24 protein-coding genes and 4 pseudogenes are annotated in these 24,131 nt (G+C 66.3%); 19 read left to right on the top strand and 9 right to left on the bottom strand.

Annotated features, from left to right (window positions below; translation table 11 throughout):
* Positions 1-216: 216 nt before the first annotated feature.
* The 3 genes from DL519_RS15065 to DL519_RS15075 form a co-directional block, all read right to left on the bottom strand.
* Positions 217-798 carry a hemerythrin domain-containing protein gene (locus DL519_RS15065; RefSeq protein ID WP_190815669.1) on the bottom strand — a complete coding sequence of 194 codons (582 nt, stop codon included), beginning with the start codon at positions 796-798 and terminating at the stop codon, positions 217-219.
* Positions 799-1,131: 333 nt separating this feature from the next.
* Positions 1,132-1,464: an STAS domain-containing protein gene (locus DL519_RS15070; protein WP_190815671.1), complete on the bottom strand. Its 333-nt coding sequence runs from the start codon at positions 1,462-1,464 to the stop codon at positions 1,132-1,134.
* Positions 1,465-1,900: 436 nt separating this feature from the next.
* A complete protein-coding gene (locus DL519_RS15075; protein WP_190815673.1) occupies positions 1,901-2,449 on the bottom strand; it encodes an enoyl-CoA hydratase/isomerase family protein in 549 nt (182 codons plus the stop codon).
* On the opposite strand from DL519_RS15075, the gene DL519_RS15080 reads away from it, so the two are divergent.
* The 8 genes and pseudogenes from DL519_RS15080 to DL519_RS15115 all read left to right on the top strand — a co-directional run bounded on the left by DL519_RS15080 (position 2,448) and on the right by DL519_RS15115 (position 10,077).
* Positions 2,448-2,627 carry a hypothetical protein gene (locus tag DL519_RS15080; protein WP_190815675.1) on the top strand — a complete coding sequence of 60 codons (180 nt, stop codon included), beginning with the start codon at positions 2,448-2,450 and terminating at the stop codon, positions 2,625-2,627. The two genes, DL519_RS15075 and DL519_RS15080, sit on opposite strands and share 2 nt — an antisense overlap.
* Before the next feature lie 27 nt (positions 2,628-2,654).
* Entirely contained in the window at positions 2,655-3,212 is a 558-nt protein-coding gene (locus DL519_RS15085; RefSeq protein ID WP_263399809.1) for a periplasmic substrate-binding domain-containing protein, read from the top strand.
* Entirely contained in the window at positions 3,212-4,252 is a 1,041-nt protein-coding gene (locus tag DL519_RS15090) for an ABC transporter permease (RefSeq protein ID WP_190815677.1), read from the top strand. Before DL519_RS15085 ends, DL519_RS15090 begins: the two co-directional genes overlap by 1 nt.
* Positions 4,245-5,123 carry an ABC transporter permease gene (locus DL519_RS15095; protein ID WP_190815679.1) on the top strand — a complete coding sequence of 293 codons (879 nt, stop codon included), beginning with the start codon at positions 4,245-4,247 and terminating at the stop codon, positions 5,121-5,123. The genes DL519_RS15090 and DL519_RS15095 overlap by 8 nt, the downstream gene beginning before the upstream one ends.
* 137 nt (positions 5,124-5,260) lie before the next feature.
* Positions 5,261-5,647, top strand: a pseudogene (locus DL519_RS46455) (ATP-binding cassette domain-containing protein); the annotation flags it as partial.
* Between the two features lie 469 nt (positions 5,648-6,116).
* The gene (locus DL519_RS46460; RefSeq protein ID WP_263399646.1) at positions 6,117-6,824 is read left to right on the top strand and encodes an ABC transporter ATP-binding protein; all 708 of its coding nucleotides are present in this window, start codon (positions 6,117-6,119) and stop codon (positions 6,822-6,824) included.
* Complete coding sequence (locus DL519_RS15105) at positions 6,821-8,248, top strand: alkaline phosphatase family protein (protein ID WP_190815681.1); 1,428 nt, start codon at positions 6,821-6,823, stop codon at positions 8,246-8,248. The genes DL519_RS46460 and DL519_RS15105 overlap by 4 nt, the downstream gene beginning before the upstream one ends.
* A gap of 1,013 nt (positions 8,249-9,261) precedes the next feature.
* The gene (locus tag DL519_RS15115; protein WP_263399810.1) at positions 9,262-10,077 is read left to right on the top strand and encodes a tyrosine-type recombinase/integrase; all 816 of its coding nucleotides are present in this window, start codon (positions 9,262-9,264) and stop codon (positions 10,075-10,077) included.
* A 107-nt stretch (positions 10,078-10,184) separates the two neighbouring features.
* On the opposite strand, the gene DL519_RS15120 is transcribed toward DL519_RS15115, so the two are convergent.
* Together DL519_RS15120 and DL519_RS15125 are read right to left on the bottom strand one after the other, a co-directional pair.
* Entirely contained in the window at positions 10,185-10,748 is a 564-nt protein-coding gene (locus DL519_RS15120; protein ID WP_190815684.1) for a transposase, read from the bottom strand.
* Positions 10,729-11,199 (bottom strand): DUF6444 domain-containing protein, encoded by a 471-nt coding sequence (locus DL519_RS15125; protein ID WP_190815686.1) that lies wholly within the window; start codon positions 11,197-11,199, stop codon positions 10,729-10,731. Before DL519_RS15125 ends, DL519_RS15120 begins: the two co-directional genes overlap by 20 nt.
* A gap of 373 nt (positions 11,200-11,572) precedes the next feature.
* Between DL519_RS15125 and DL519_RS15130 the strand changes: the two genes are divergently transcribed.
* From DL519_RS15130 to DL519_RS15155, 6 genes are all read left to right on the top strand, one after another.
* Positions 11,573-12,661, top strand: coding sequence for a polyprenyl synthetase family protein (locus tag DL519_RS15130; protein WP_223839033.1), 1,089 nt, complete (start codon positions 11,573-11,575; stop codon positions 12,659-12,661).
* Positions 12,662-12,797: 136 nt separating this feature from the next.
* A complete protein-coding gene (locus tag DL519_RS49970; protein ID WP_190823994.1) occupies positions 12,798-13,730 on the top strand; it encodes a nitroreductase family deazaflavin-dependent oxidoreductase in 933 nt (310 codons plus the stop codon).
* Between the two features lie 10 nt (positions 13,731-13,740).
* A complete protein-coding gene (locus tag DL519_RS15140; protein ID WP_190815688.1) occupies positions 13,741-14,844 on the top strand; it encodes a Rieske 2Fe-2S domain-containing protein in 1,104 nt (367 codons plus the stop codon).
* Positions 14,841-15,944: a Rieske 2Fe-2S domain-containing protein gene (locus DL519_RS15145; RefSeq protein ID WP_190815689.1), complete on the top strand. Its 1,104-nt coding sequence runs from the start codon at positions 14,841-14,843 to the stop codon at positions 15,942-15,944. Before DL519_RS15140 ends, DL519_RS15145 begins: the two co-directional genes overlap by 4 nt.
* Entirely contained in the window at positions 15,941-17,041 is a 1,101-nt protein-coding gene (locus DL519_RS15150; RefSeq protein WP_190815691.1) for a Rieske 2Fe-2S domain-containing protein, read from the top strand. The genes DL519_RS15145 and DL519_RS15150 overlap by 4 nt, the downstream gene beginning before the upstream one ends.
* A 207-nt stretch (positions 17,042-17,248) precedes the next feature.
* Positions 17,249-18,331, top strand: a complete 1,083-nt coding sequence (locus DL519_RS15155; RefSeq protein ID WP_190815693.1) for a terpene synthase family protein — start codon at positions 17,249-17,251, stop codon at positions 18,329-18,331.
* Here the strand turns inward: DL519_RS15155 and DL519_RS15160 are convergent.
* Both DL519_RS15160 and DL519_RS15165 read right to left on the bottom strand, forming a co-directional pair.
* Positions 18,318-19,304 (bottom strand): IS701 family transposase, encoded by a 987-nt coding sequence (locus DL519_RS15160; RefSeq protein ID WP_449619123.1) that lies wholly within the window; start codon positions 19,302-19,304, stop codon positions 18,318-18,320. The two genes, DL519_RS15155 and DL519_RS15160, sit on opposite strands and share 14 nt — an antisense overlap.
* 181 nt (positions 19,305-19,485) lie before the next feature.
* Entirely contained in the window at positions 19,486-19,959 is a 474-nt protein-coding gene (locus DL519_RS15165; RefSeq protein ID WP_190815697.1) for an Imm1 family immunity protein, read from the bottom strand.
* Between the two features lie 64 nt (positions 19,960-20,023).
* Between DL519_RS15165 and DL519_RS15170 the strand changes: the two genes are divergently transcribed.
* Positions 20,024-20,527, top strand: a complete 504-nt coding sequence (locus tag DL519_RS15170) for a haloacid dehalogenase type II (RefSeq protein WP_190815699.1) — start codon at positions 20,024-20,026, stop codon at positions 20,525-20,527.
* Between the two features lie 30 nt (positions 20,528-20,557).
* Here DL519_RS15170 and DL519_RS15175 read toward each other — a convergent pair.
* Together DL519_RS15175 and DL519_RS15180 are read right to left on the bottom strand one after the other, a co-directional pair.
* A pseudogene (locus DL519_RS15175) lies at positions 20,558-20,768 on the bottom strand (hypothetical protein); the annotation flags it as partial.
* Between the two features lie 64 nt (positions 20,769-20,832).
* Positions 20,833-21,864: an alpha/beta hydrolase gene (locus DL519_RS15180; RefSeq protein WP_190815701.1), complete on the bottom strand. Its 1,032-nt coding sequence runs from the start codon at positions 21,862-21,864 to the stop codon at positions 20,833-20,835.
* A 183-nt stretch (positions 21,865-22,047) separates the two neighbouring features.
* Between DL519_RS15180 and DL519_RS49975 the strand changes: the two are divergent.
* The 4 genes and pseudogenes from DL519_RS49975 to DL519_RS15195 all read left to right on the top strand — a co-directional run.
* Positions 22,048-22,176, top strand: a pseudogene (locus DL519_RS49975) (helix-turn-helix domain-containing protein); the annotation flags it as partial.
* 127 nt (positions 22,177-22,303) lie between these two features.
* Positions 22,304-22,351, top strand: a pseudogene (locus DL519_RS48665) (hypothetical protein); the annotation flags it as partial.
* A 244-nt stretch (positions 22,352-22,595) separates the two neighbouring features.
* Positions 22,596-22,775 carry a hypothetical protein gene (locus DL519_RS15190; protein ID WP_190824619.1) on the top strand — a complete coding sequence of 60 codons (180 nt, stop codon included), beginning with the start codon at positions 22,596-22,598 and terminating at the stop codon, positions 22,773-22,775.
* Between the two features lie 417 nt (positions 22,776-23,192).
* Positions 23,193-24,065, top strand: coding sequence for a polysaccharide deacetylase family protein (locus DL519_RS15195; RefSeq protein WP_190823995.1), 873 nt, complete (start codon positions 23,193-23,195; stop codon positions 24,063-24,065).
* Positions 24,066-24,131 lie beyond the last annotated feature (66 nt).

A 24,131-nucleotide genomic window follows, 5' to 3' on the forward strand; every position in this document is an offset into this window, starting at 1 on the left:
TCAGGGTGCTGCGCTCCACTACCCAGCGGCGGGTAACACGTGAAATCCCTTGGAAGTGATGTGCCCGAAAAAGCCCGCTGACCTGCACTTACGTGCCGGTCAGCGGGCTTTCGCCAACGTCGGGCTGACAGGATTTGAACCTACGACCCTTGACACCCAGTCGCCCGTGAGCGTTTTCGGGTGCTATCGCACCCAGAACCACTCACGGTCCTTGACTCATCTGCCACCGGATCCCATCGCATCCTTGACGCGGTCGACCATCGCTGCGAAGGGGCCGGTGAGCATCTGGGCAATCGGGGACCCCGCGGCAGTGGGGTGGGGGTGGGTCGGGGCCATCTTCTCGACCGTTTGCAGCCGACTGCCCATGCCGTTGAGCTGATCTTGCTGGCAGCCGTGGCGCACGGCGGGAAATTCCTCCCGCTCCTCGTGCTCGGCGTGGTCGATCACCGAACGTTCGAAATCCGCGAGCTTGGCGTCGAAGTCCATGCTGTTGACGTCCATCTTCTCCAGTTCGGCGAGTACGTGGTTGGCTTCCTCTTCCTCGTGGTTTCGCGCTTCGGCTTCGGCCTCGCCGGCCGTCTTCTTCGCGATAGGCCGCAGGACCAATTCCTCGGCGGTCTCATGGACGGCCAGCAAAGCCCTCAGCTCGTCGAACCGGTTCTGCTTCTGCTCGCCCTGTGCGTTCTTGACCTCCGCGAAGAGGTCACGGATGCGTGCGTGCTGCTCCAGGAGAACGCGGACCACGTCCCCATCCGGAAGCCTCGCGGCTTCCTGGCGTTCAGTTTGTGCAGTGCTCACGGTGCCGCCCTCCGGTTTGCTCGGTTTGCTTGGTCGGCTGTATTCGGGTAACCGGCGCGGGACGGGAGCAAACGCAAGAGGAATGCGTGGAGGCGATCACTATCAGGCGCGGCAGTCGACGAAGTGCGGGAGGTACGGCGGGTCACAGGGGAACGAACGTCGCCACCGTGCGTCCAGCCCGCCGTGCACAGCAGCGGGGTCGCGGAAGCGAGGGACGGGCCGCTGGGTGCCGAGGCGGCGACCCGCGCCGACCCGCAACGTCCTAAGCGAACGCTGCTCCGCTTGTCTGCGATCGCGCGCATGCGAGCCCGGCTCATCGGCAGGGCGTGATGCTCAGCCGGCGGCGTACAGGTCGCGCACGCGTCCAGTCACTGTGGCCAGCGCCCGCTCCAGCGTGGCATAGCACCGGAACGCCTCGGTCAGCTCTGCGGCGATCAGCGCCCGCTGCAGGCAGTGGGCACCCGTTACCAGCCGCAGGTCGACACCGCGGCTGTCGGCCTGCCGGTGGGAGTGCAGCAGCAGCTCCAGCCCCGCTACACCGATGAAGTTCAGCCCGGAGAGGTCCAGCACGACCGTGTCGACCATCGAGGACAACCGGGCCGCTAGCAGCTCATGAAGGCGGGCGGCGGTTCGGCAGTCTAGGTCGCCGCCGGCCTGTATCACCACGGACGTGCTCGTCGGACGCGAGCACTGCAGAGCCAGACCCGAGCGGAGCCTGGGGGGATCTTGGGCCACCCGCAGTGGCAGGGCGCGGGGACGGGAAAGATGTGCGGTCATGTGGCTGCCTCCTCTAGACAGGGCAGCCAGCGAAAAGCGACGATCCCACAACGACATCCCTGCCCCGGCCCCCGGATGGGCCGGGACAACAACCCCGAAACGAAACCGACGGGACCACTCCCGTCCGGGCTGCCGCGTTCGGTGCAAGGGCGCGCCCCCACCGTACCGCCCAATATCAAGATGCCGACCCGAGGCGGGAGTCGGGTCTTCTGTGGACGTGAGCCCGTAACGCTGACGGATCCCTGCCCAGAGCTCATCTCCCCGGGTGTGCGTACTGACCGACACGCCTCACAGGAGAGACGGCTGCGGGTTCTGGCCTGTCGGTTCACGGCCGCCGCCACCGCGTCGCGCCCGCGGAGCAGCGCTTCCAAGGGATGTTCGTGCTTCGGCATGAGGGATGCCTCTTCCGCTGCGTCATGATCGCTTCGGTGAGCCGAAAACCTCGTCCGCGCAGGTCATTCGGCAGGCGCGTATTCGTGGAGTGCGCCGCCGAGGCGATCGTGTCGATGTATGTCGAGGCGGGTTGTTTCGTCTCGGTTGGCCGTCTTGGCCGACACGGCCGTCGACACCCGTTGAGGGCGGCGACGCACGGCACCGGACAGCCGAGAACTGCCTCGGTGATGTCCTCGAAGAGCCGGGACAGCGCCGCCATGCCGCGTTCCTTGACCAGCGTGTGGGTCTCGCGCAGGTCCTCGCCAGAGGAGAAGACCGGGCCGGTCCCAGTCAGCACCACACCGCGCACGCCGTCACCGTCCGGGACGTCCCGGATCTCCAGCGCCAGGTACTCCAGCATTCCGCTGTCCAGCGCGTTGCGGGTCCGGGGGCTGTCCAGCCGGAACAACACCACGCCGTCGCGCTCAGTGCCGTGCACCATGCCCTTTTCCACCGTCTCACCCTGCGGCACGACGCTCACCCCCGTTCCGGCCGAAGTCGACCTCGACCAGCTTCTCGACGCCGTGATCGCCAGCATCTACGTCGGTACCGCCCAGCGGGCCTGGGCCCCACTGGCCCCGGACAACCCCTTCACCGACCAGGAGCTCAAGGGCACCTAGGGTAACAACATCCCGGCGGCCAACAGGCTGCTCGACGAGGCCGGCTGGACCGCCCGCGACGCCGATGGCTACCGCACAAAGGACGGCGCCCGGCTCAGCGTCTCGGTCATCTTCCCGGCCCCGGGCCTCACCGACAACCGCGACCAGCTCATCTCCGCGATCGCCGCCGAGCTGCACCAGAACATCGGCCTGCAGCTGGACTTGCAGCTGGTCACCAACGGCGAGTACACGGCCAAGGCCAAAGAGAACGCTTGGGGTGCCTACCCGGCGTCCTGGCCGGGCAGCGACACCTCCCTGATCTTCAGGCTGGTCGGGCCAGGCAGCGTGCTCTACGGCAACTCCCCGCACGGCGGGGTCGATCCGCAGATCATCGCGCTCAACGACCAGTCCGCCGCGACGCCGGACGTCAAGAAGCGGACCGAGCTCTACAAACAGCTCCAGAAGATCGCCATGGACCAGGGCTACATCCTGCCGCTGTACAACCCCACGTATCAGATCGCTGCCACCCGCAAGGTGCACGGCCTCAGCTTCGAGACCCGCATCGACTCTCCGAGCTCGGCCTATGACGTGTGGACCGAGTCCTGATGGCGATGGCGACCCGAACCCCCAACGGGCCACCGACCGTGCCCGCAAGCGCTACGGATACCGCGTCGGCGGTCTCCGTAGCGCCCACCCCACCACTCACCCACACGCTGCGCCGCGTCGGCGCCCGGCTGGTCCGCCGGATGATCGGCGCCGTCGCGGCGCTGTGGGTCACCGCCACAGTCACCTTCGCCGCGCTGCACGCGGTGCCGGGCGACATCGCCGACATCATGGCCGGCGACCAGTCCGATCCGGCGCTGCGGGCGGCGATCCGCCAGCAGTGGGGCCTGGACAGGCCGCTGCCCGAGCAGTACCTCCAGTTCCTGGGCCGGCTGGTACGCGGCGACCTGGGTACCTCCTACGTACAACGGCAGCCGGTCGCCGACGTCCTCGCGGCCAACATCCGGCCGACGATCGAGCTGGCCTCCTGCGCGGCAGCGGTGGCGATCGTCCTGGCCTTCTCCGCCGCAATCGCCACGGCGGGCCGGTCGGGCCGGCTGCGCTCGGTGCTGTCCGCGGTCGAGCTCGTCCTGGTGTCGGTCCCCACCTACTGGGTGGGCATCCTCACCCTGATGCTGTTCGCGTTCCAGTTCGGCTGGTTCCCGATCGCAGGTGACCAGGGGCCCGAAGCCTTGGTGCTGCCGAGCCTGTCGCTGGCTATGGCCCCGGCTGCATTGCTGAGCCAGGTGCTGCGCGAGGCCCTCGATCAGACGCTCGAATCGTCCTTCGTACTCACCGTCCGGTCGCGCGGGGTGGGCCACGGGCCGGTGGTCGTCCGGCACGCGCTGCGGCACGCGCTCGTCCCCGTTCTCAACCTGATGGGCTCGATCATCGCGGCCCTGCTCGGCGGGTCTGTGCTCATCGAGCAGGTTTTCGGCCGTCCCGGCCTCGGCGTAGTGGCGCTGTCCGCGGTGGACAACAAGGACATCCCGGTGATCATCGCGGTCGTACTGATCATCGCAATCATCTACATCGCCACGTCCACGCTCATCGACGCCCTGCAGACCCTCGTCGACCCCCGAGCGAGGCGATCCGATGGCTGACACCCTGAGCCCCGCCAAACAGATCGGCCCGCCCACCGGGCCGCGCCAGCCGTTCGCCGCCGCACTCCGAGCGACGCCGGTGCCGGTGCTGATTGCCGCCGGATTCGCCGTGCTGCTGCTTGCGATCGTCCTCGTCCCGGGCGTGTTCGCCCGCTACGGGCCGACCATCAGCCACATCTCCGACGCCCTGCAACCACCGTCGGCCGAGTACTGGTTCGGGACCGACCGGCTCGGCCGCGACATCTTTGCGAGGGTCATCCACGGGGCGCGGTACTCGCTGCTCATCGGGCTGGGCGCGATGGCGATCAGCTTGCTCGGCGGCCTTCTTCTCGGTCTGCTGTCGGCGCTCTCCGGACGGGTCGTCGACGAGGTCGTCACCCGCGCGCTCGACGCTCTCGCGGCATACCCGACGATCCTCTTCGCGCTGCTGGTCGTGACGTTCACCGGGCCCGGGACGCTCAACATCGCTATCGCGGTCGGCCTATCCAACATCCCGCGCTTCGGTCGGATCATCCGCAGCGACGCGCTGGTGGTCCGCAACGCCGACTTCGCTCGCCATTCGGTGATGTTCGGATGGCGGCGGTTCGACGTAGTGCTCCGGCACATCCTGCCCAACGTGCTACGCACCATCCCCGTGCTGGCGACGCTCGACATGGGTCTGTCCATCATGGCCTCCTCCGGCCTCAGCTTCCTAGGCCTCGGGCCGAAAGCACCGATCCCTGAGTGGGGCGTCATGCTCGCCGAGAGCCGCGACGTCCTGCACATCGCCTGGTGGGCCGGCGTGTTCCCGGGACTGACGCTCACCCTGGCCGTCATCGCGTTCACCGTCATCGGGCGCCACGCACAGCACCGAATGGGAGGCATGTCGTGAGCACAGCTGTCGAGAACACCGCGCGTGGCGACCTGGTCGAGATCGCCGGGCTGCGGGTGAGCTTTCCGACGGGCCGCCGCCGGCCGCCGGTCGAGGTGGTGCACGGGGTGTCGCTCTCGATCCGCGGCGGCGAGTGCGTGGCCCTCGTCGGCGAGTCGGGGTCCGGCAAGAGCGTCACGGCCCGGTCGATCGTGGGGCTGTCCGGACCGGGCGCGGTCGTTCACGCCGAACGGTTCGAGGTCGACGGCCAGGACGTGCGTCAGTACTCCGAGAAGCAGTGGCGGGCGGTCCGTGGCCGGCTCGCCGGTCTCGTCTCCCAGGACGCGTTGGTGTCGCTCGACCCGCTGCGCACGATGGGCGCCGAGATCACCGAGTCGCTCACCACACACGGCATCGCCCGGGGGGAGCGGGCCCACCGCCGGGCGGTGGAGCTGCTCACCCAGGTTGGAGTTGGAGTGCCGGAACCGGAGCTGCGGGCGTCACAGCGGGCGTACGAGCTGTCTGGGGGTCAGCGGCAGCGCGGCTTGATCGCCTCGGCGATCGCGGCGAACCCGAAGCTGATCATCGCCGACGAGCCGACCACGGCCCTGGACGTCACGGTGCAGGCTCAGGTGATCGCGCTGCTCGAGCAGCGGCTCGCGGCCGGAACGGCGATGCTGCTGGTCAGCCACGACCTGGCCGTCGTCGCCGGGATCGCCGACCGGATCCTGGTCATGCGCGCCGGGGTCGTGGTCGAAACCGGGACCCCGCGGGAGGTCCTCGGCGCGCCGCGGCACGAGTACACCCGCCGTCTGCTCGCAGCGATCCCGTCGGCGCGGTCGCGGGGCCGGATGCTGTCCTCCAACCGGGAAGCGCCCGTCTACACGCCCGTCGGCGACGACCCGGCCCCGGTCGTCGAGGCGGCCGGGCTGCGCAAGACGTTCACGACGTCCGCGGTCCGCGGCCCGCGGCCCGCGGCGGAGGATCACCGCGGCCCACGACGTCTCGTTCACGGTGCACGCGGGCGAGATCGTCGGGCTGGTCGGCGAGTCAGGCTCGGGCAAGAGCACCTGCGCCAGCCTCGTCCTGGCCCTGACCCGACTCGACGGCGGCGAGGTCCGCCTGTCCGGACAGCCGTGGACGGCCCTGCGCGAGCGGGACCGGCGCCCGGCCCGGCCCAGGGTGCAGCTGATCTCGCAAGACCCGCTGAGCTCGTTCGACCCGCGCTACAGTGCCGGCCGGATCGTCCGGGAGAGCCTGGCCGGTAGCGGACTGGGCACCGCGGCCCAGCAGGAGCGGGTCGTGCAGGTGCTCCGCCAGGTCGGCCTGGGTGAGGAGTATCTGGACCGCTACCCGCGCACGATGTCGGGTGGGCAACGGCAGCGGGTCGCGATCGCGCGGGCGCTCGCCCCGGAGCCGGACATCATCATCTGCGACGAGCCGGTCTCGGCGCTCGACGTGTCGATCCAGGCTCAGGTCCTGGACCTGTTGTCGGAGGTCCGGGCCCGGCTCGGCACCTCGCTTCTGTTCATCTCCCACGACATCGGCGTCATTCACCATCTCTGCGACCGCGTGCTGGTCATCAAGGACGGCCGGATCGTCGAGCAGGGACCCGTTGAGGAGGTCTTCTTGGAACCCGAACACTGGTACACCCGGCAGCTCATGGCCGCCGTCCCGCGCATCGGGACGGTGCTCGGCGAACCCACGGAGCAACACGGATGAGCGCGCCGACGATGGCTTCCGGAACGCCTCGCGTACTCGTCATCGTGTGGGACGGGATGCGGCCCGACCTCGTCACGATCGAGCACTGCCCCCGGCTGTGGCAGTTCGCCCAGGACGGTGCTTCGTTCACCCGGGCTCGGAGCGTCTATCCGCCGCTGACCCGTCCCGCGTCTGGTGCGGTCAGCACCGGGTGCCATCCCGGCGCTCACGGCATCCACGGCAACTTGATCCCGAACCCGACGGACGCCCGGACCCCGTACCTGACCGGCAAGCGGGAGACGCTGCACGCGCTGCGCCCCCTTCATGACGGCGGGGTGATGCGGGTGAAGTCGCTGGCCGAGTCGGTCCGGGACAACGGCGGCACGTTCGCCGTCCTCTCCACCGGGTCGGCCGGGCAGGCGATGCTGCTCGATCCCGAAGACGTCGGCGTCATGGTCAATCCCGCGTACGTCCATCCCGAGCGGGTGGCCGCCCGGGTGGGTCCTCCGCCGGCGAAGCCGGTCCCGGCGACCGCGGTCAACGACTGGCTCGCCGACGCGCTGCTGGACGTCGTGCTCCCCGAGTACGCGCCCGACGTCACCGTCATGTGGCTCTGCGAACCCGACCACAGCCAGCACGCCGCCGGCCTGCTCAGCCCGCAAGCGCTCAGCGCCATCGCCGGCAACGACCGACGGTTCGGCCGGATCCTGGACGCGATCGCGCAGGACCCGCGGCCGACGACGGTGATCGTCGCCTCCGACCACGGGCACACCCCGGTGGCCGGCTACGTCGACGTGCCTGAGGAACTGCGCCGGGGCGGGTTCGGCCGGTTGCTCGACGAGGGACTGATCCTCCCCCTGGAGGAAGAGCTCGCGGCCTCGCCGGCGCTCGACGCGCAGGACGCCCAGGACGTCGTGGACTGGCTCGCGGACCAGGAGTGGGTCGATGCGGTCATCTGCTGGCGCGTGACGCCGGGGAAGCCGGACAAGGTCGTCGACGTCGCCGACCTGTGGGACGGGATCGGCCGCGACCTGCCCACCGCCCCCCTGGTCAGCTATACCCACCCCTGGACCTCGCCCGGCTCCGATCCCACCCGACACTCCGCGTGGCACTCCCCGCCGGCGGCGCACAAGTCTCATCACGGCACGCTCAACCCCGACGACCTGGCCTCGACCCTGATCCTGGGCGGGGCGGGCATCCGGTCGGGTGTTTCCGACCGGCCTGCCGGGATCATCGACATCGCGCCCACAGTCGAGCAGCTCCGCGGCCACGCGACACGGCTGGACGCCGACGGGCGGGTCCTCTGGGAGGCGCTGGCGACCCTCCGGCCGGGGCCGGCCGCGGGCGAGGTCACCACCCGTGTCGTCGCGAGCCTGGACAGCGGCACCGTCCACGTCGAGACATTTGACGGCGGCACCTACCTGCACGTAGCCCCGGCTGAATGAGCCCGAGCCGGCCGACCAGGCTGGCGCAGGTTCGGTCTGTTCGACGAAGGAAGGCGGCTGCCTGACCACCCGATCCGGCAACGCGCCGAAGTTTCGCAACCTGGTTGGGGCCCTGGGGTTGCTGAACCCCAGGGCCCAACCGATCAGTCATTCTCGTCTTCGTCCGGGGTCGCCGGTTCGCGCAACGGGCGTAGTCCGCCGACCAGTTCCGGGGTTAGTCGCTCTGCGGCTAACCCCGCCGCCTACAAGACCGGCGAGCCGCAACGCGAGATGCAGCGTTTCCTGACCAAGTCGGGGGTCTCCTGATGGATGTTGCTGGACAGCACGTGCCGGATATGGCTTGGACGCCAGGAGCCACTCCCGCTTGGCCCGGCGGATGGGACGGGATCCGCTGGGTGGTCCCGGAGCGCTACAACATGGCTGTCGATGTCGCAGATCACCAGCCGAGAGGTCGCCGTCGGCGAGATAGGTGAAATCTGCCTGCGTGCCAGGTCGAACCCGCAGTACCCACTGGGGTACTGGCAACTTGACGAGGCCACAACCGAGACCTTCGACCGTGAGTGGTACCGCACGAAGGATTCCGCCACTCGCGATGCCGACGGGTACTACTGGGTGCTCGGGAGAACCGACGACGTGATCAAATCCTCCGGCTATCGGGTCGGTTCCCTACGAATTCGAGCAGGTGCTCCGAGAACACCCCGCTGTGCAGGACGCCGGTGTCATCGGCTTATGTCGACTCCCGGGTTATGCCGAGCGGGTGCCTGTAGTTCCTGGTGGGTGGTTGGGCTGTTCGGGTTCTTTCGGCATAATCTGGCGTCGTGATCTCGGGGTTTGCCCGTTTGGAGGGTGTCGCACTCCAGGCGGGAGAAGGTCATGGATCAGACTCGTGGTGTCGTGGATGGGCCGTTAGCGCGGTATGAGGCCGCGTTGCGTGCGGAGCTGTCGCGGACCGGCTATGCGGAGTCGTCCTCGGCAGATGTCGTGCGGGGTCCTGCGGGCTGCGGATCGGGGAACTGCTCGACCTCGAACTCGACTGCGTCCACCAAGTCCCCGGCCACGGCCACGGCCACGGCCACTGGCTGAAAATCCCGCTCGGGAAACTGGAAACAGAGCGGATGGTCCCTATCGATGACGACGTCCTCGGCCTGATCGATCACATCACCGAGATCCGCTCCCATGGACGGCCGATACCGCACCCTCGCTATCGGCGTCGGGCCCAGTTCCTGTTCACCCACCACGGCCGGCGACTGTCCCAAAGCGCAGTCCGTCACGAACTCAACCGCGCTGCTCAGGCTGCGGGACTTGACCACCTCACTCCGCACCAGCTCCGCAGGACCTATGCCACCGCCCTGGTCAACGCCGGGGTCTCACTCCAAGCATTGATGGCGCTGCTGGGCCATGTTTCCGCCGAGATGAGCCTGCGCTACGGGCGGCTATTCGACACCACCGTCCGAGCCGAATACGAACGAGCCCTCGACCTCGCCAAACAACAGGCCCGTACCCCCACCACCGGCGCGATCAGCCTGCCACTGGCCGACATCACCGGCGGAGCCGACTGGAAGAACACCCCACTGCTCAAATCCCGCCTGGCCGGCGGATTCTGCCTGCGCGCACCCGCCCAACACGCCTGCCCCTACGCCAATATCTGCGAGCACTGCCCCAGCTTCCACACCGAACCCAGCTCCCTGCCCATCCTCGCCGCCCAGCGCGTCGACGCCGAAGCCCTCGCCCGCGACGCCGAACAACGCGGCTGGATCACCGAAGCCCAACGACACCAACGACTCATCGCCCGACTCGACACCCTGATCAATAAGGCCCAAGCAGGATGACCAAAACCAACACCCTCAACGACGTCGAACGCTCCTGCACGCAACTCGGACGACGGAACATCTCTCCGGGAACTCAAGGGTTATCTATTAGGGGCAACCCGCCGGTCCTACCCGACAACGGGCTGCACTGGGTCCGCGACGTAACCTACGACGAAGACCGCAGCCAGATCCGCACCGGCCACGCACCCCAGGTGATGGCCAGCCTCCGCAACACCGCCATCAGCCTGCTCCGACTCGCCGGCCACACCAACATCGCCGCCGCCTGCCGACATCACGCCCGCGATTTCAACCGGCCCATAGAACTGCTCCTGACATGCTGAAACCCGACTTTGCCGGGACCCTGGCGGCCCCACTCGCAGCAAAGTTTCGTCGCAGCAGACAGCGTAGGCCAGGGTGCGGATCCGCTTGTCGACCTCGGTCAACACACCCGCGGCGCGGGTAAGCACGCCGTGCACGAAACCCACGCTGGGCACGGCGCCGGTCAGCGATGCCAACAGCTCGACGCGGCGGTGTACGGGAATGAAGTGCACGACCATGAGATAGACAGCGAAAGCCTGCAGGTTGGGGCCGTAGCCCACCGCGCCGGGACGGACGCCTTCCGGGCGGGCAGCAGTGTGCACCCTGCCGCAGCCGCAGCGCACCGCGTGCTGGTCATACTGGGTGACCTTCACCGACACCGGGGGGGATCTCGTGCTGCTGGTAGCGATCCACCACCCCCAGATCCCGTGCCCCGGCCAGGTCACTGCCGCACTCGCATACGCCCCCGGGAAACCGATCCTTGTGATCTCCCGGGAGATCGGTCCAGGCCAGATTCGCCCCCGGCGCCCCGGGCTGCTTGCCCTTCCGCTTCACCGCGCCGCCGCGTTTCGCCTTCGCCGGAGGCGGTGTCCTGCCCGGGCCGTCGTCTTTGGACGGAGCAGATGACGAATTCTTGCTGTTACGAGACAGCGCATGCTCCAGCTTCGCCAGTCCCTCGCCCAGCGCCTCGTTGACCTCCGCCAACTCGGCCATCTGCGCGGCCATCGCTGTGATCTGCCGGTCTCGCACCGCAATCTGCTCGCCCAGCGCCGCGATCCGCGCGCCCTGCTCACCCAAGAGCTCGATCAACTCGTCACGGGTCATCTCGCTTTCACTACACACAGTGCACCGACTGAATGCTTACACCGCAACGCCTCCGGATTGACCCCCAACTGCTGAGCCACCTGGTGATGCAGGTGCTGGACCACCTGGCCGAGTACGGCTAAGGTGAGGTGCAGGAGATCACCACCTCCAACGAGACCCGCACGTTCGCACTGCCCACTATCCAATGGTGGTGCGCGAGAAACCACTAGGCCGCACATCAGAGTGAGATCCCACGCAGTGGGCGGCACACGTGATCTGAATTGAGTCCACAATGGACGTTCAATACTCACACCGTAGCCGAAGCGCCGCACTACCGAATGCGCACCCACCAGCCCCGCCTGCAGGTGGCAACAGGCCGATTGGGGAGCCGAGCGTGACCGAGATCAGCACAATAAGCCATTTGGTGGACCACACCGAACCACGTGAGCGCATCGACCGCTTACTGGCGGCCTTCCTCGACCAAGCTGGCGCGCAGTTCCGGGAACAGGAACCGATCACCGAGGTGTTCCTGAAGGTCCGGGAGTTCGTCCTGAGCAAGGGGAAAAGGCTACGTCCACTGTTCTGCTACTGGGGCTGGCGCGGCGCCGAAGACCAACACACCGACGCCGTCGAGCAAGCCGTCATTCGTGCAGCGGCCTCGCTGGAGATCTTCCACGCCTTCGCGTTGATCCACGACGACATCATGGACTCCAGCGACACCCGCCGAGGTCGCCCGACGCTGCACCGGACACTGGCCGACCTGCACTGGCGCACCCAGTGGCCGGGCATCCCCGAACACGCTGGCCTGGCATTGGCGATCCTGGCCGGCGACCTGTGTCTGGTGTGGTCGGACGCACTCCTCGACTCCTGTGCCATTCCCATCGATCGCTGGCGCCGGGCCCGTGACCTGCTGCACCAGACCCGCACCGAGCTCGTGCTCGGTCAGTACCTGGACTTGCTCGGCCACGGCGGCGGCGGCGTGCGTGAGGCGCTGCGCGTCATCCAGCTCAAGTCCGGCAAGTACACCGTCGAACGTCCGCTGCACCTGGGCGCCGTTCTGGCCGGCGCGAGCCCGGCGGTGTTGCGGGCCTACACCGACTTCGCGCTCCCGCTCGGTGAGGCGTTCCAGTTGCGCGACGACATCCTCGGGGTCTTCGGCGATCCGGCCACCACCGGCAAGTCCACCACAGGGGATCTGCGTGAGGGCAAACCTACCGTGCTCATCGCACTGGCTCGACAGCAAGCCAGCCCTACCCAGGCCAAACAGCTGGAGATGTTGTACGGCAACCCCGGCCTCGACGCCGACGGCGCCGCTACCCTACGCGAGATCATCACCGACTGCGGAGCCCACGCCATGGTCGAAACCATGATCACCCAACGGAGCGCTCGCGCACTGACCGCACTGCACACGGCCCCGATCACGGCCGACGCCAAAGTCCACCTCCGCGCGATGGCCCACGCCGCGACCACACGTACCCGATGACGACACCCTCCGGACGCCGCAAGAGCTGGAGTCCCATCCGAAGCGTCGCATTGTTCAACCTCGGGATAGGAGGGTCATGGCCAGGAGTCACCTTTTGGAAAGCAACGAGAGTGAGTATTACCTACCCGCGTTGACGATGCTTCTGCCACGCCGCGAGCATCCGGAGACCGCCGCCTTGGTGCGGAAGACCAGGGAATGGTGCCGCACGTACCCCGAGGTGGGGCAGTGGGCGTGTCACTTCAGAGGGCTGTCCCCGGCGGCCAAGGGCCGCTTCAGCGTCGGAGGCACCACCGGAGCCGGCATCCTGCTGCTCACCACCACCGGCCACCGCACCGGGCACCCGCGGTCCACTCCGCTGTTCTACAAGCCACACGGTGATTCGTTCGCCGTCGTCGCGTCGAACTTCGGGCACCGCAACCACCCCGTCTGGTCCACCAACCTGCTCGTGGCTCCACAAGCGACGGTCACAGCGGACAACCACCGTCGTTCCCGTCACGGCCCGCCTGCTCACCGGAGAGGAACACGACGAAGTCAGGCGGCACTTCACCGGCTTCGGCCCCGCGTACCAGAACTACCTCGACGCCAGTGGCCTCAACGTTTTCCGCATCTCCGTCCTCGAAAGGACCGAGAGCAGTGGAACCGGAGAGGAATGAAGATAGGCGTCACATTCCGGAGCAGCGGGCTGACGCTCGCCGGGCACCTGCACCCGCCCGACGACCATCAGGTGGGCTGCCTCCCGACCGTCATGGTGTCCCACCCATGGAGAGGAGTGAAGGAGCAGACCGGCCACCGTCTACGCCGAACGCCTGCACAGTGCCCGACCTGGGCGCGGGAAGCGCACCGGGTAATCCGGCCCGGATGGGAATACGCTGGCCGCCGGTGCGCTCCCGGGGGCCTGAGTCGACAGCGAAAGGCGGTCGCTGGCCGTAGCCAGTACGTGGCGGAGACCTCGTCTCGCACCCCGCGACCGCGGACAGTACTGCCGATCTCCCCGCGCTCGTTCTGTATGGGGACACAGCCGGTACCCCGCTCGTCACGCACCGGCACAGCCTGCCGCATCGCGATCTAGAGAGGTGGAAATGAAAATCCGTAGCTACACGCCACCTGGATCACAAAACCAGCCGCAAGAAGCCAACCCTGCATCACCTCCGCTTCCGTACCCCGATGGTTGGTTCTGTGTGGGATTCTCCACAGAATGGCTTCCGGGGGTAGTGCAAACACGCCCCTTCATGGGCGAGGACCTCGTCATTTATCGCACCCGTAGCGGGATACTGCGGGCGTCCCGCCCGTACTGCCCCCATCTCGGGGCGCATCTTGGCGCAGGGGGGACAGTCGATGGAGAACACTTAGTCTGCCCATTCCACAAATTCGGCTTCGATGTGGACGGGAAGTGCGTTCGGACGCCCTTTGGCCCGCCTCCCAAGGCATCCCTGAGTCTGGTCAAGATCACGGAAGCCTACGGAATCGTCTGGGCCTGGCATCACCATAACGGCGACGCTCCCTCCTGGAATCTGCCGGACCTGGACCTGCCCGGCGACCACGCTCCGGTGTACCGAGGAACGGACATGGCGGGCCACCCTCAGGATGTATGCGAGAACTTCTTCGACTATGGGCACCTCCAGCCTCTCCACGGAGTCGAATTCCTCGGCGAGGCCTCCCCATCACGAGAAGACGGACCGATCTACCACCTCGAGAGCAAGATTGATCGGCGACTGCCACTTCTCGGCCATCGGCAGCACAGCGTGAGCGCGAAAGTCATCGGCCTGGGCGGCATTTCCGTCGTCATGGACCTAGCCCAACTCGGCATCCGTTCTGTCAATTGGGTGCTGGCTACCCCCATCGCCCCTTGGCGTGTTCGTGTATACCTGGCCGTCAGTTCACGCGTTACCTGGGGCCGTCACGTCCCTGCCTACTTGCGCTCCCCGGTCTCCAGCGGGGCGGCGCGGGCTGTCAGCTCCGGCATGCTCGTAGCTCTAGCGCAGGACGTCAAGCGTGACTTCCCAATCTGGCACCACAAAAGGTATGTGGAGCGTCCGAAACTTTCCCGTAAGGACGGACTTATCGGGACATATCGCAAGTGGGCGAGCAAGTTCTATCCGCCGACCAGCCGGGGCACAGCCGGTACCCCGCTCGTCACGCACCGGCACAGCCTGCCGCATCGCGATCTAGAGAGGTGGAAATGAAAATCCGTAGCTACACGCCACCTGGATCACAAAACCAGCCGCAAGAAGCCAACCCTGCATCACCTCCGCTTCCGTACCCCGATGGTTGGTTCTGTGTGGGATTCTCCACAGAATGGCTTCCGGGGGTAGTGCAAACACGCCCCTTCATGGGCGAGGACCTCGTCATTTATCGCACCCGTAGCGGGATACTGCGGGCGTCCCGCCCGTACTGCCCCCATCTCGGGGCGCATCTTGGCGCAGGGGGGACAGTCGATGGAGAACACTTAGTCTGCCCATTCCACAAATTCGGCTTCGATGTGGACGGGAAGTGCGTTCGGACGCCCTTTGGCCCGCCTCCCAAGGCATCCCTGAGTCTGGTCAAGATCACGGAAGCCTACGGAATCGTCTGGGCCTGGCATCACCATAACGGCGACGCTCCCTCCTGGAATCTGCCGGACCTGGACCTGCCCGGCGACCACGCTCCGGTGTACCGAGGAACGGACATGGCGGGCCACCCTCAGGATGTATGCGAGAACTCCTTCGACTATGGGCACATCCAGCCACTCCACGGAGTCGAATTCCTCGGCGAGGCCTCCCCACCACGAGAAGACGGACCGTTTTACGACATCGAAATCAAGATCAATCGGCGACTGCCACTTCTCGGCCATCGGCAGCACAGCGTGAGCGCGAAAGTCATCGGCCTGGGCGGCATTTCCGTCGTCGTGGACCTAGCCCAACTCGGCATCCGTTCTGTCAATTGGGTGCTGGCTACCCCCATCGACCCATGGCGTATTCGTTTGCACCTGGCCGTCAGTTCACGCGTTACCTGGGGCCGTCACGTCCCTGCCTTCTTGCGCTCCCCGGTCTCCAGCGGGGCGGCGCGGGCCGTCAGCTCCGGCATGCTCGTAGCTCTAGAGCGGGACATCATGCGTGACTTCCCAATCTGGCACCACAAGACGTATCTGGAGCATCCGAAACTTTCCCGTAAGGACGGACTTATCGGGACATTTCGCAAGTGGGCGAGCAAGTTCTATCCGCCGACCAGCCGGGGCACAGCCGGTACCCCGCTCGTCACGCACCGGCACAGCCTGCCGCATCGCGATCTAGAGAGGTGGAAATGAAAATCCGTAGCTACACGCCACCTGGATCACAAAACCAGCCGCAAGAAGCCAACCCTGCATCACCTCCGCTTCCGTACCCCGATGGTTGGTTCTGTGTGGGATTCTCCACAGAATGGCTTCCGGGGGTAGTGCAAACACGCCCCTTCATGGGCGAGGACCTCGTCATTTATCGCACCCGTAGCGGGATACTGCGGGCGTCCCGCCCGTACTGCCCCCATCTCGGGGCGCATCTTGGCGCAGGGGGGACAGTCGATGGAGAACATTTAGTCTGCCCATTCCACAAATTCGGCTTCGATGTGGACGGGAAGTGCGTTCGGACGCCCTTTGGCCCGCCTCCCAAGGCATCCCTGAGTCTGGTCAAGATCACGGAAGCCTACGGAATCGTCTGGGCCTGGCATCACCATAACGGCGACGCTCCCTCCTGGAATCTGCCGGACCTAGACCTGACCGGCGACCACGCTCCAGTGTACCGAGTAACGGACTTCGCGAGCCATCCTCAGGAGGTAGGCGAGAACGCCTTCGACTATTGGCACATCGAGCCTCTCCACGGAGTCGAATTCCTCGGCGAGGCCTCCCCAGCACGAGAAGACGGACCGATCTATTACCTCGAGAGCAAGATCAATCGGCGACTGCCACTTCTCGGCCAACGGCAGCACGTCGTGAGCACGACAGCCTTCGGCCTGGGTGGCACTTCCGTCGTCGCGGACCTACCGGAATTCGGCATCTATGCTGTCAACTGGGTGCTACCTACCCCCATCGCCCCTTGGCGTGTTCGTTTGCACCTGGCCGTCAGTTCACGCGTTACCTGGGGCCGTCACGTCCCTGCCTTCTTGCGCTCCCCGGTCTCCAGCGGGGCGGCGCGGGCTGTCAGCTCCGGCGTGCTCAAAGCTCTAAAGCGGGACATCATGACTGACGTCCCAATCTGGCACCACAAGAGGTATATGGAGCGTCCGAAACTTTCCCGTAAGGACGGGCTTATCGGGGAATATCGCAAGTGGGCGAGCAAGTTCTATCCGCCGACCAACCTGAAAACTCCATCGCCCCGCTCAGCAGTTGAGGACAGGAGTGATGCGTTCTCGCGTCCCAAGACGGGCTGATGCTGGCACGCAACCCGTAACTCACCGGCCAGCCACTGAAATCTCGGATCGCGAGACAGACGGTGCGGGGACGCGTCTCACCACGCGCGAACGCATCAACCCTGAGGTTGAGGATGCCGGGTGGCCCGGGGGATCGCACCGCCGGGCTCCCACAGAACGGAACGTGACGGTCTCCCGTCATTCCGCTGAATATCCAGGAGGAACCCTATGCACATCGAGACCGACTACGGCATCGATGGCGTACGCCTCGATCTGCCTTTCCCGTCGGAGGTCAGCCCGGATGTGGACCGGGCCCGAGAGCGACACTACGCTTGGGTGGCCCAGCACGGTCTGTGGCCGGACCGCAAAGCGGAGTACGCCTACAAGCACGCCGACTTCCCTCTGTTCATCGCGCACGTCTACCCCTGGGCCAGCGGCGAGGACCTCGACCTAGTCACCGACCTCGTCGGATGGGCGTGGCTATGGGACGACTCCCTCGACCGCCAAGCGCGTTTCCCGTGGACCGAGGACGTCCTGGAGGCCTACTTCCACGGTATGATCGACCCCTCCCGTGAGCCTGCCGAGGCCGTGGCCATCCCGCTGGTTCACGCGTGGCGGACGCTTAACAGGAGGCTGCTCGCCCGCACCTCCACGGCATGGCGGGCACGGCACGAAGCCCACTGGGCGGCCACCTTCAAGGGCTACCTCGAGGAAGCCCGCAACAATGCCACCGAGACCATCCCCACGCTGGAGGAGTACTTCGAGCTGCGCCGCAAGACCTCAGGGCCTGAGACCACGTTCGACTGGATCGAGGCAGCCGGGCACTTCGAGGTCCCCACCGCCATCCACGCCACCGAGGCGATGCTGCGGTTGCGCCGGGACGCGGTCGACCTTATCTCCATCAGTAACGACCTGGTCTCCGCGCGCAATGAGTGGAGTGAGGGCAACACCGATAACATCGTGATCGTCCTCGCCTACCAGGAACAGTGCACCTGGCCGGAGGCCGCCCGGATCGCCGAGTCGATCGCTCACTCCATCGTTGAGAACTTCCTGGCCACCGAGCAACAGCTCCTGGCCTCCGACCTTTACCAGGCGCTAGCGCAGGACGAACGCGCAGATACCGATCGATTGATCAACTGCATCAAACACTGGATCGGCGGCAGCCACACCTGGCACCTGGACTGCCCTCGCTACAAGGTCCCCGCCACCCGCCCCCTCCAGGTCCCACCCAAGAACACCAGCCGGTCCTCAAGGTGCCCCGAAATTCCCCGACAGGAACCCAATAGGTCTCAGGCTCCTATACCGGGGTAGGGGGTATCCGGGCTCTTCGTAGATGAGCCCGGGTGAGCCGCTTTTCGGGCAGCAGAACCGTCGCAGATAGGTTGTACGGCCGGGCCGAGTCGGTCTCCTTGATCAGCACCACGGTGACCGGGGTACGGTGCAGCGAGCCCCACCACAGGCAGGTGACGGTGGCGATGTGCACGGTTTCGGTCTTGCCGTAACGGATCACTTCCGTGGTTCGCCATGTGGCCGTGGCCGCGAGATCGGTGCAGGTCCCGAGTCTCGCGCCTTTCCATGTGGGATGCCCGCGCTTGCCCGTGGGCTCGGGCGGTAGGGCATACGGCACGGCGTTGGCTGCCAGGCGGGTGGTGAACGTGGTGGTGCCGGGCAGAGTGCGCCACGCCGGTCCCCGGTAAGCGGCGTCGGCCACCACGTGGAGGGTGCGTTCGGGGAACGCGCGGGCGAGCAACCCGACCAGTGCCCGGGCCGCGTCGGGCTTGGAGACGCCCGATCGGGGGATGTGCAACCGGAACAGGATCGGCAGACAGACCGTCCTGGTCAAAAACGGCACGGTCACGATGAGTCCGACGACCACGAAGCAGTTACCCCGCCCGATCCCGTCGTGGCCCTTCGCCGAGCCGTCGTGCTGCCAGAACACCCCGCGGGTCTTGGCACCGTAGCGGTGAAACAACGTGTCGTCGACCACCACCGTCAGGGCTTGCCTGGCCGGGACGAAGCGGGCCACCACCAGCCGGGCCAGCAGCAACCCCAGCGAATCCAGATCCCAGCGGGAATGGGAGAAAAACCGGTGCGCCCGAGCGTGATGGGACCGTCCCGCCAGTCCGGCCGCGCTCCACATTCCCGTTACCGTCCGGGGCCCTGTGGCCGCCAGCAGGCCGGTCACCAGCGAGGTGAACGTCGCGAACGTCGGCGCGGTGAACACCGAACGCACCCCTTCCAACACCGACAGCAAACAAGACGGAACGGTTCCCACAGGAAGCATCGGCGAATCTCCCGGACAACGGGCGGTCGTAAGCAACGCGGATTTATGTTGAGTTCTTATCTGGGGTGAGTTTGGGGCCGTCTGTTAACGAGGATGAGTGATCTTTTCGGTGGTTCGCGTGTCTATTGCGGACTGCCGTACTGGGCGGCGCAATGCTCGGCGGGTACGCCCACCGATGGGATCACTGGTGGGCGGAGTCGTGTGCGGGTTGCCAGGTCAGCGTGACCGGGCGCTTGGCGGTCCGCAGGAACTCGATCAACGCCTTCCTGATCGTGTCGATGGTGACTTCGCAGCGCGGGGGGAACTCGTCGGTTTCGTACAGCACAGGCTGTTCGGGGCCGTCGCCACGACTGTAGAAGTGGACCGGCTCGGTACCGTGGCCGTCGTTGCCCTGGTAGGAAAGCGCGCCGCGGTCACCGTGGACACCGACGATCACGGAGTGATCCGGCACGGTCAGGAACGTATTCGGATCGTCCTCGTCCGGGATCAGCGTCTCCACCCGCGGGCGCTCGGTGTGGGTGAGGATGGCGTCGTTGACCTTGTCGCTGGACAGCAGCGTGACGAACTCGCGGACCTGCTCAGGCGTGGCCAGCTCGGCGACGTGCTCGGCGAGGTCGAACAGGCGGTACACGACGCGACCGGTCAGAGCGGACACGGCAAGCCGCTGGCCGCAACGTGGTTGGGCGAGTGTACCCGGCGGCTGAACTCGATTCTCGCAGGTGAGTCGGGCGCCGCTGGCGGAGATCAACCGCCTCGCCCTGGCCACAGCAGTCGAAGAACAAGGACTCACCGTTGACGCCTCGGCCCTGGACCGGCTCGCACTGGTCACCCAACGGCTGCGCCCGTGGCCGGATGCGACGCCTGCTCTCCGCGCCCTGTCCGGACGTTTCACCCTGGTGGCGTTGTCCAACGCAACCACGGCGATGCTCGCCGCTATCAGCCGCCGAGGCACTCTACCTTGGCACTGCGTGCTTTCCAGCGAACTCGTGCGCTCCTACAAGCCCGACCCCGTGGTGTACGAGATGGCGCTGGATCTCCTCCGCGTCGAACCCGAGCAGAGCATGCTCGTCGCGGCACACCCCTGGGACCTGCGCGCCGCAGCGGCGAAAGGCATCCGAACGGCATACGTGGCCCGAGCAGGAGAGGGCACCCCAGAACCCACCGACGCCTTCGACGTCGAAGCCGACGACCTCGCCCACCTCGCGCGCACATTGATCGAGTGAGAGGACGCAGGGCACCTTTTGCCAAATAGATCTCCCGTTGCGAGGTTGGGCGAGTGTAAGAAGGGCCTGTCGACCGGCGCTCAAACGCCGCCAACGGCTGCCGATCGCGCGGCGACGTCCTCTCAAGCCGTTATGCGAGGAAGCGGAGGGCAGAGCTGGACACCTCGACGCCCGACGGGTAGACAAACGCACGAGGCCCCGGGTGGAGACGGTTCTTCTTGGCCGAAAACCCATATACCAGGTGCTTTACCGCGTTGTCAGTCCAACTACCCGGCTTGCTCGGCACGTTGGAAAGGATTAGTGCGTTATTTTCGGCGGGTGCGCCCGAGTATGCGGCTGAGCCACTGGGTTCGGGCGTGGCGGGCTTCGCGAGTAAGGGCCGCGGTAGGGGCGACGGAGTCGAAGCCATGGAAGGCGCCGGGCCAGACGTGGAGCTCGGCGTCGCCGCCGGCACGCCAGATCGCTTGGGCGTAGGCGACGTTCTCGTCGCGGAAGGTCTCCGCTGAGCCGACGTCGAGGTAGGTGGGCGGCAGCCCGCTCAGGTCGGTGGTGCGGGCGGGGGCGGCGTAGGGCGGCAGGTCCGGGGCTCCGTACCGGTCGCCCAGGTAGGCTTGCCAGGCGACGGCGGTCGAGGATCTGTCCCATAAACCGATGTCGGTCATCTGGTGGGCGGAGTGGGTATTGAGGCGGTCGTCGAGCATCGGGCACTGCAGGAGCTGCCCAATGGGTGTATGTCCGTCGCCCCGGTCCCGGTTGAGCAGCGCCAGGGCCGCGGCGAGCCCGCCGCCGGCGCTCTTGCCTCCGATGATCACGCGCTTGTCGTCGATGCCGAGCTCCTCCGCGTGGCCGACGGTCCACAAAAGTCCCGCGTGGCAGTCTTCCAGCGGCCCGGGGTAGCGCGTCTCCGGCGCCAGTCGGTATTCCACGGACACGACGGCCAGGCCAAGCGGGGCGGACCAGTCGCGGAGGATTTTCGGCAGAACGGACCAGGCGTTGCCCATGATCATCCCGCCGCCGTGCATGTAGTACAGCACCGGCAGCAGCCCGGTGGCGTCGGCGGGCCGCGCGTACACCAGCGTGACGTCCGGACTCCCCGGGAGACCGGGCACGCTCAGCTCCTCGACGGTGAAGCGGCCGTCGGCCCGCAACTCGGCTGCGGTGGGCCGGGGTCGGCTCGCGGCGTCTCGTTCCCGCTGGGCGGCGAGGTTCTCCGGAGTGAGCCGTTCCCTCAACAGGTCGCCCAGGGCCGCCAAAGCGGCGCCCAGCTCGGCGTCGAACGGCGGGGCCGTCCGCACGGCGACCGCTTCGCGGGGCGGGGAGCCCCAGCGCCCGGTCATGACGCGCCGCCCTGGCAGACGAAGCAGACTCGGGCCACGCTGAGCCGCCAACCCCCGCCAGGCTCAACTACAACGCCAGGTATCGATGTCATGGAGATCATGGCCCCAGCAAACCATGGACAGCGCCGGTCATGGCCAGTGAAGCTCAAGCAGCGTGTGGTGGTGCGGCGGGATCGGGTCGCGATGGAGTCGGTGCGACTGGTCGCGGCGGAGTTGTTCGGGCAGGGCTTCTCGCAGGCCGAGGTCGCGCGGTTGCTGGAGACCTCGCGACAGAATGTCCACCGCTGGCACAAGAAATGGACGCCCGGTGGGCGGGACGCGCTGGTCAAGTGCAGGCCCGCCGGGTCGGGTGCCCAAGCTCGACGAGCAGCAGCTGCAGTTCGTTCGCGACGCGCTGCTGTCTTGCGCGGACGGGCTTCCCGCCCACCGCAGCAAAGCCATGACCGCCTTCCTGGCCACCCAAACCGAGTGGCTGACCGTCGAGCGGCTCCCTGGCTACGCCCCCGACCTCAACCCCGTGGAAGCACTGTGGTCCAACGTCAAAGGCGTCGAACTGGCCAACCTCTGCCCCGACACCATCGAGGAAGCCATCACGCTCGCCGAGCGCGGCATCGACCGCGTCCGCCCAGCCGAGCACCTGGCCTACTCATTCCTCCACACGCCAAACTGTCGCTCTAAAACACGAAGGTCAGTAGGAGGGCTCCATACCGGATGCGCCGCTGTTCTTCGTAGTGCCTGCGGTCTCCACGACGTTCGCCTCCTACGCCCGGCTGTTCGGCCACCTCGGCAAAGAGGCGTTGCGCTGGCTGCTCACCGACGAAGCCGGACAGGCAACACCACAAGACGCCGTCGGGGCACTGTGGCGAACCCAGCGTCGCTACTCGCACCCCGGGGCTGCCCGGCCGGAATGAGGCAGAGAGATCACCTCATTGGCAAGTCGCGTCGGCGGTCAATGGACGGAACTACAGCGCCGAACAAGCGACGGACATGCCGATAAGGTGTTCAAGCACATTGACCCGACCGTAAGGAAGCACGCCCGCCGGGCGGGCGCAGGCAACGACTACACCGGCCGAGCCGAGCCTCCCCACGTTATGCGTCCGACGAGACCGGATAACATTGATCCTGGCCACGAACCGACTTCGCCTGGACATTGGCTTCATCCGTGGGGCCATTTGCCAACGAATGATATATTTATCGTAGCAATGTTGCGGCATTTGCACGAGTCATATTACAACTTCCGGCGGCATGTTTCATTCTATATTTCAATACTTAATGTATTGGAAATTTTCACATTGAGTCGCTGCTGATTAATGCATAAAGTTGTGACCATGACTTCAAGCTGGCTCAGTCCTGGGAAATCCGCAGCCGTGGCGCTTACCTTCGACGTCGACGCCGAAACCGGCGTGCTCTCTATGGACGCGAAATACGCAAAACACGCCATGACGATGACCCACCAGGCTTTCGGCCCCGACATCGGTGTGCCACGAATCCTCGGTATACTCAAAGATCTCCAGGTGCCGGCCACGTTTTACTTCCCTGGCTGGGTGGCCGAACGGCGCCCGAACCTGGTTGCCCAAGTCGCCGAGGCAGGGCACGAGATCGCTCACCACTCCTACAGCCACGTTCCTGCATCGTCGATGACCGCCGCCGAGGAGCGCCGCGACTTCGAGCGCGCGCTCGAAGTCTTCAAGAACCAGGGCGTAGACATTTATGGTCACCGAGCGGGCCTGTGGGAAGCAAGCTGGCAGACCGCCTCGCTGGTTGCCGAGTACGGGCTGCTCTACGACTCGTCCCTCATGAACGACGACCGGCCTTACCACGTTCCCACAGAATCCGGTTCAGTCGTAGAGTTACCGCCGCACTGGTCGCTGGATGACTGGGAGCAGTACGCGTTTCTCCCCGCGCCGCAGATCGGCTCGATCATCGAAGAACCGCTCAAGGTCTTGTCGATGTGGAAGTACGAGCTCGACGCGATGCGCCGGTACAACTCGTTGTTCATGCTCACCAACCACCCTTTCCTCACCGGGCGCGCCGGGCGAGCCGAAGCGCTGCGTTCGTTAATTGAGTACGGACAGTCCTGCGACGACGTCGAGTTTGTGACCTGCCGCGAGATCGCCGAGCGCGCAAAAGCCGACGATTCGCTGGCGACCAGGCCGCTGCAGCAGCCCGACATCGAGGCCGGCGTGTTCCCAACGAGCTGAGCGGCCCACCCGTTCGGAAATTCCGTCATCGTTCTCATGGGACAATTATTTTGGTCGCGTACTACG

It is taken from the genome of Saccharopolyspora pogona (genome assembly GCF_014697215.1).
In the GTDB taxonomy this organism is placed as follows: Bacteria; Actinomycetota; Actinomycetes; order Mycobacteriales; family Pseudonocardiaceae; genus Saccharopolyspora; species Saccharopolyspora hattusasensis.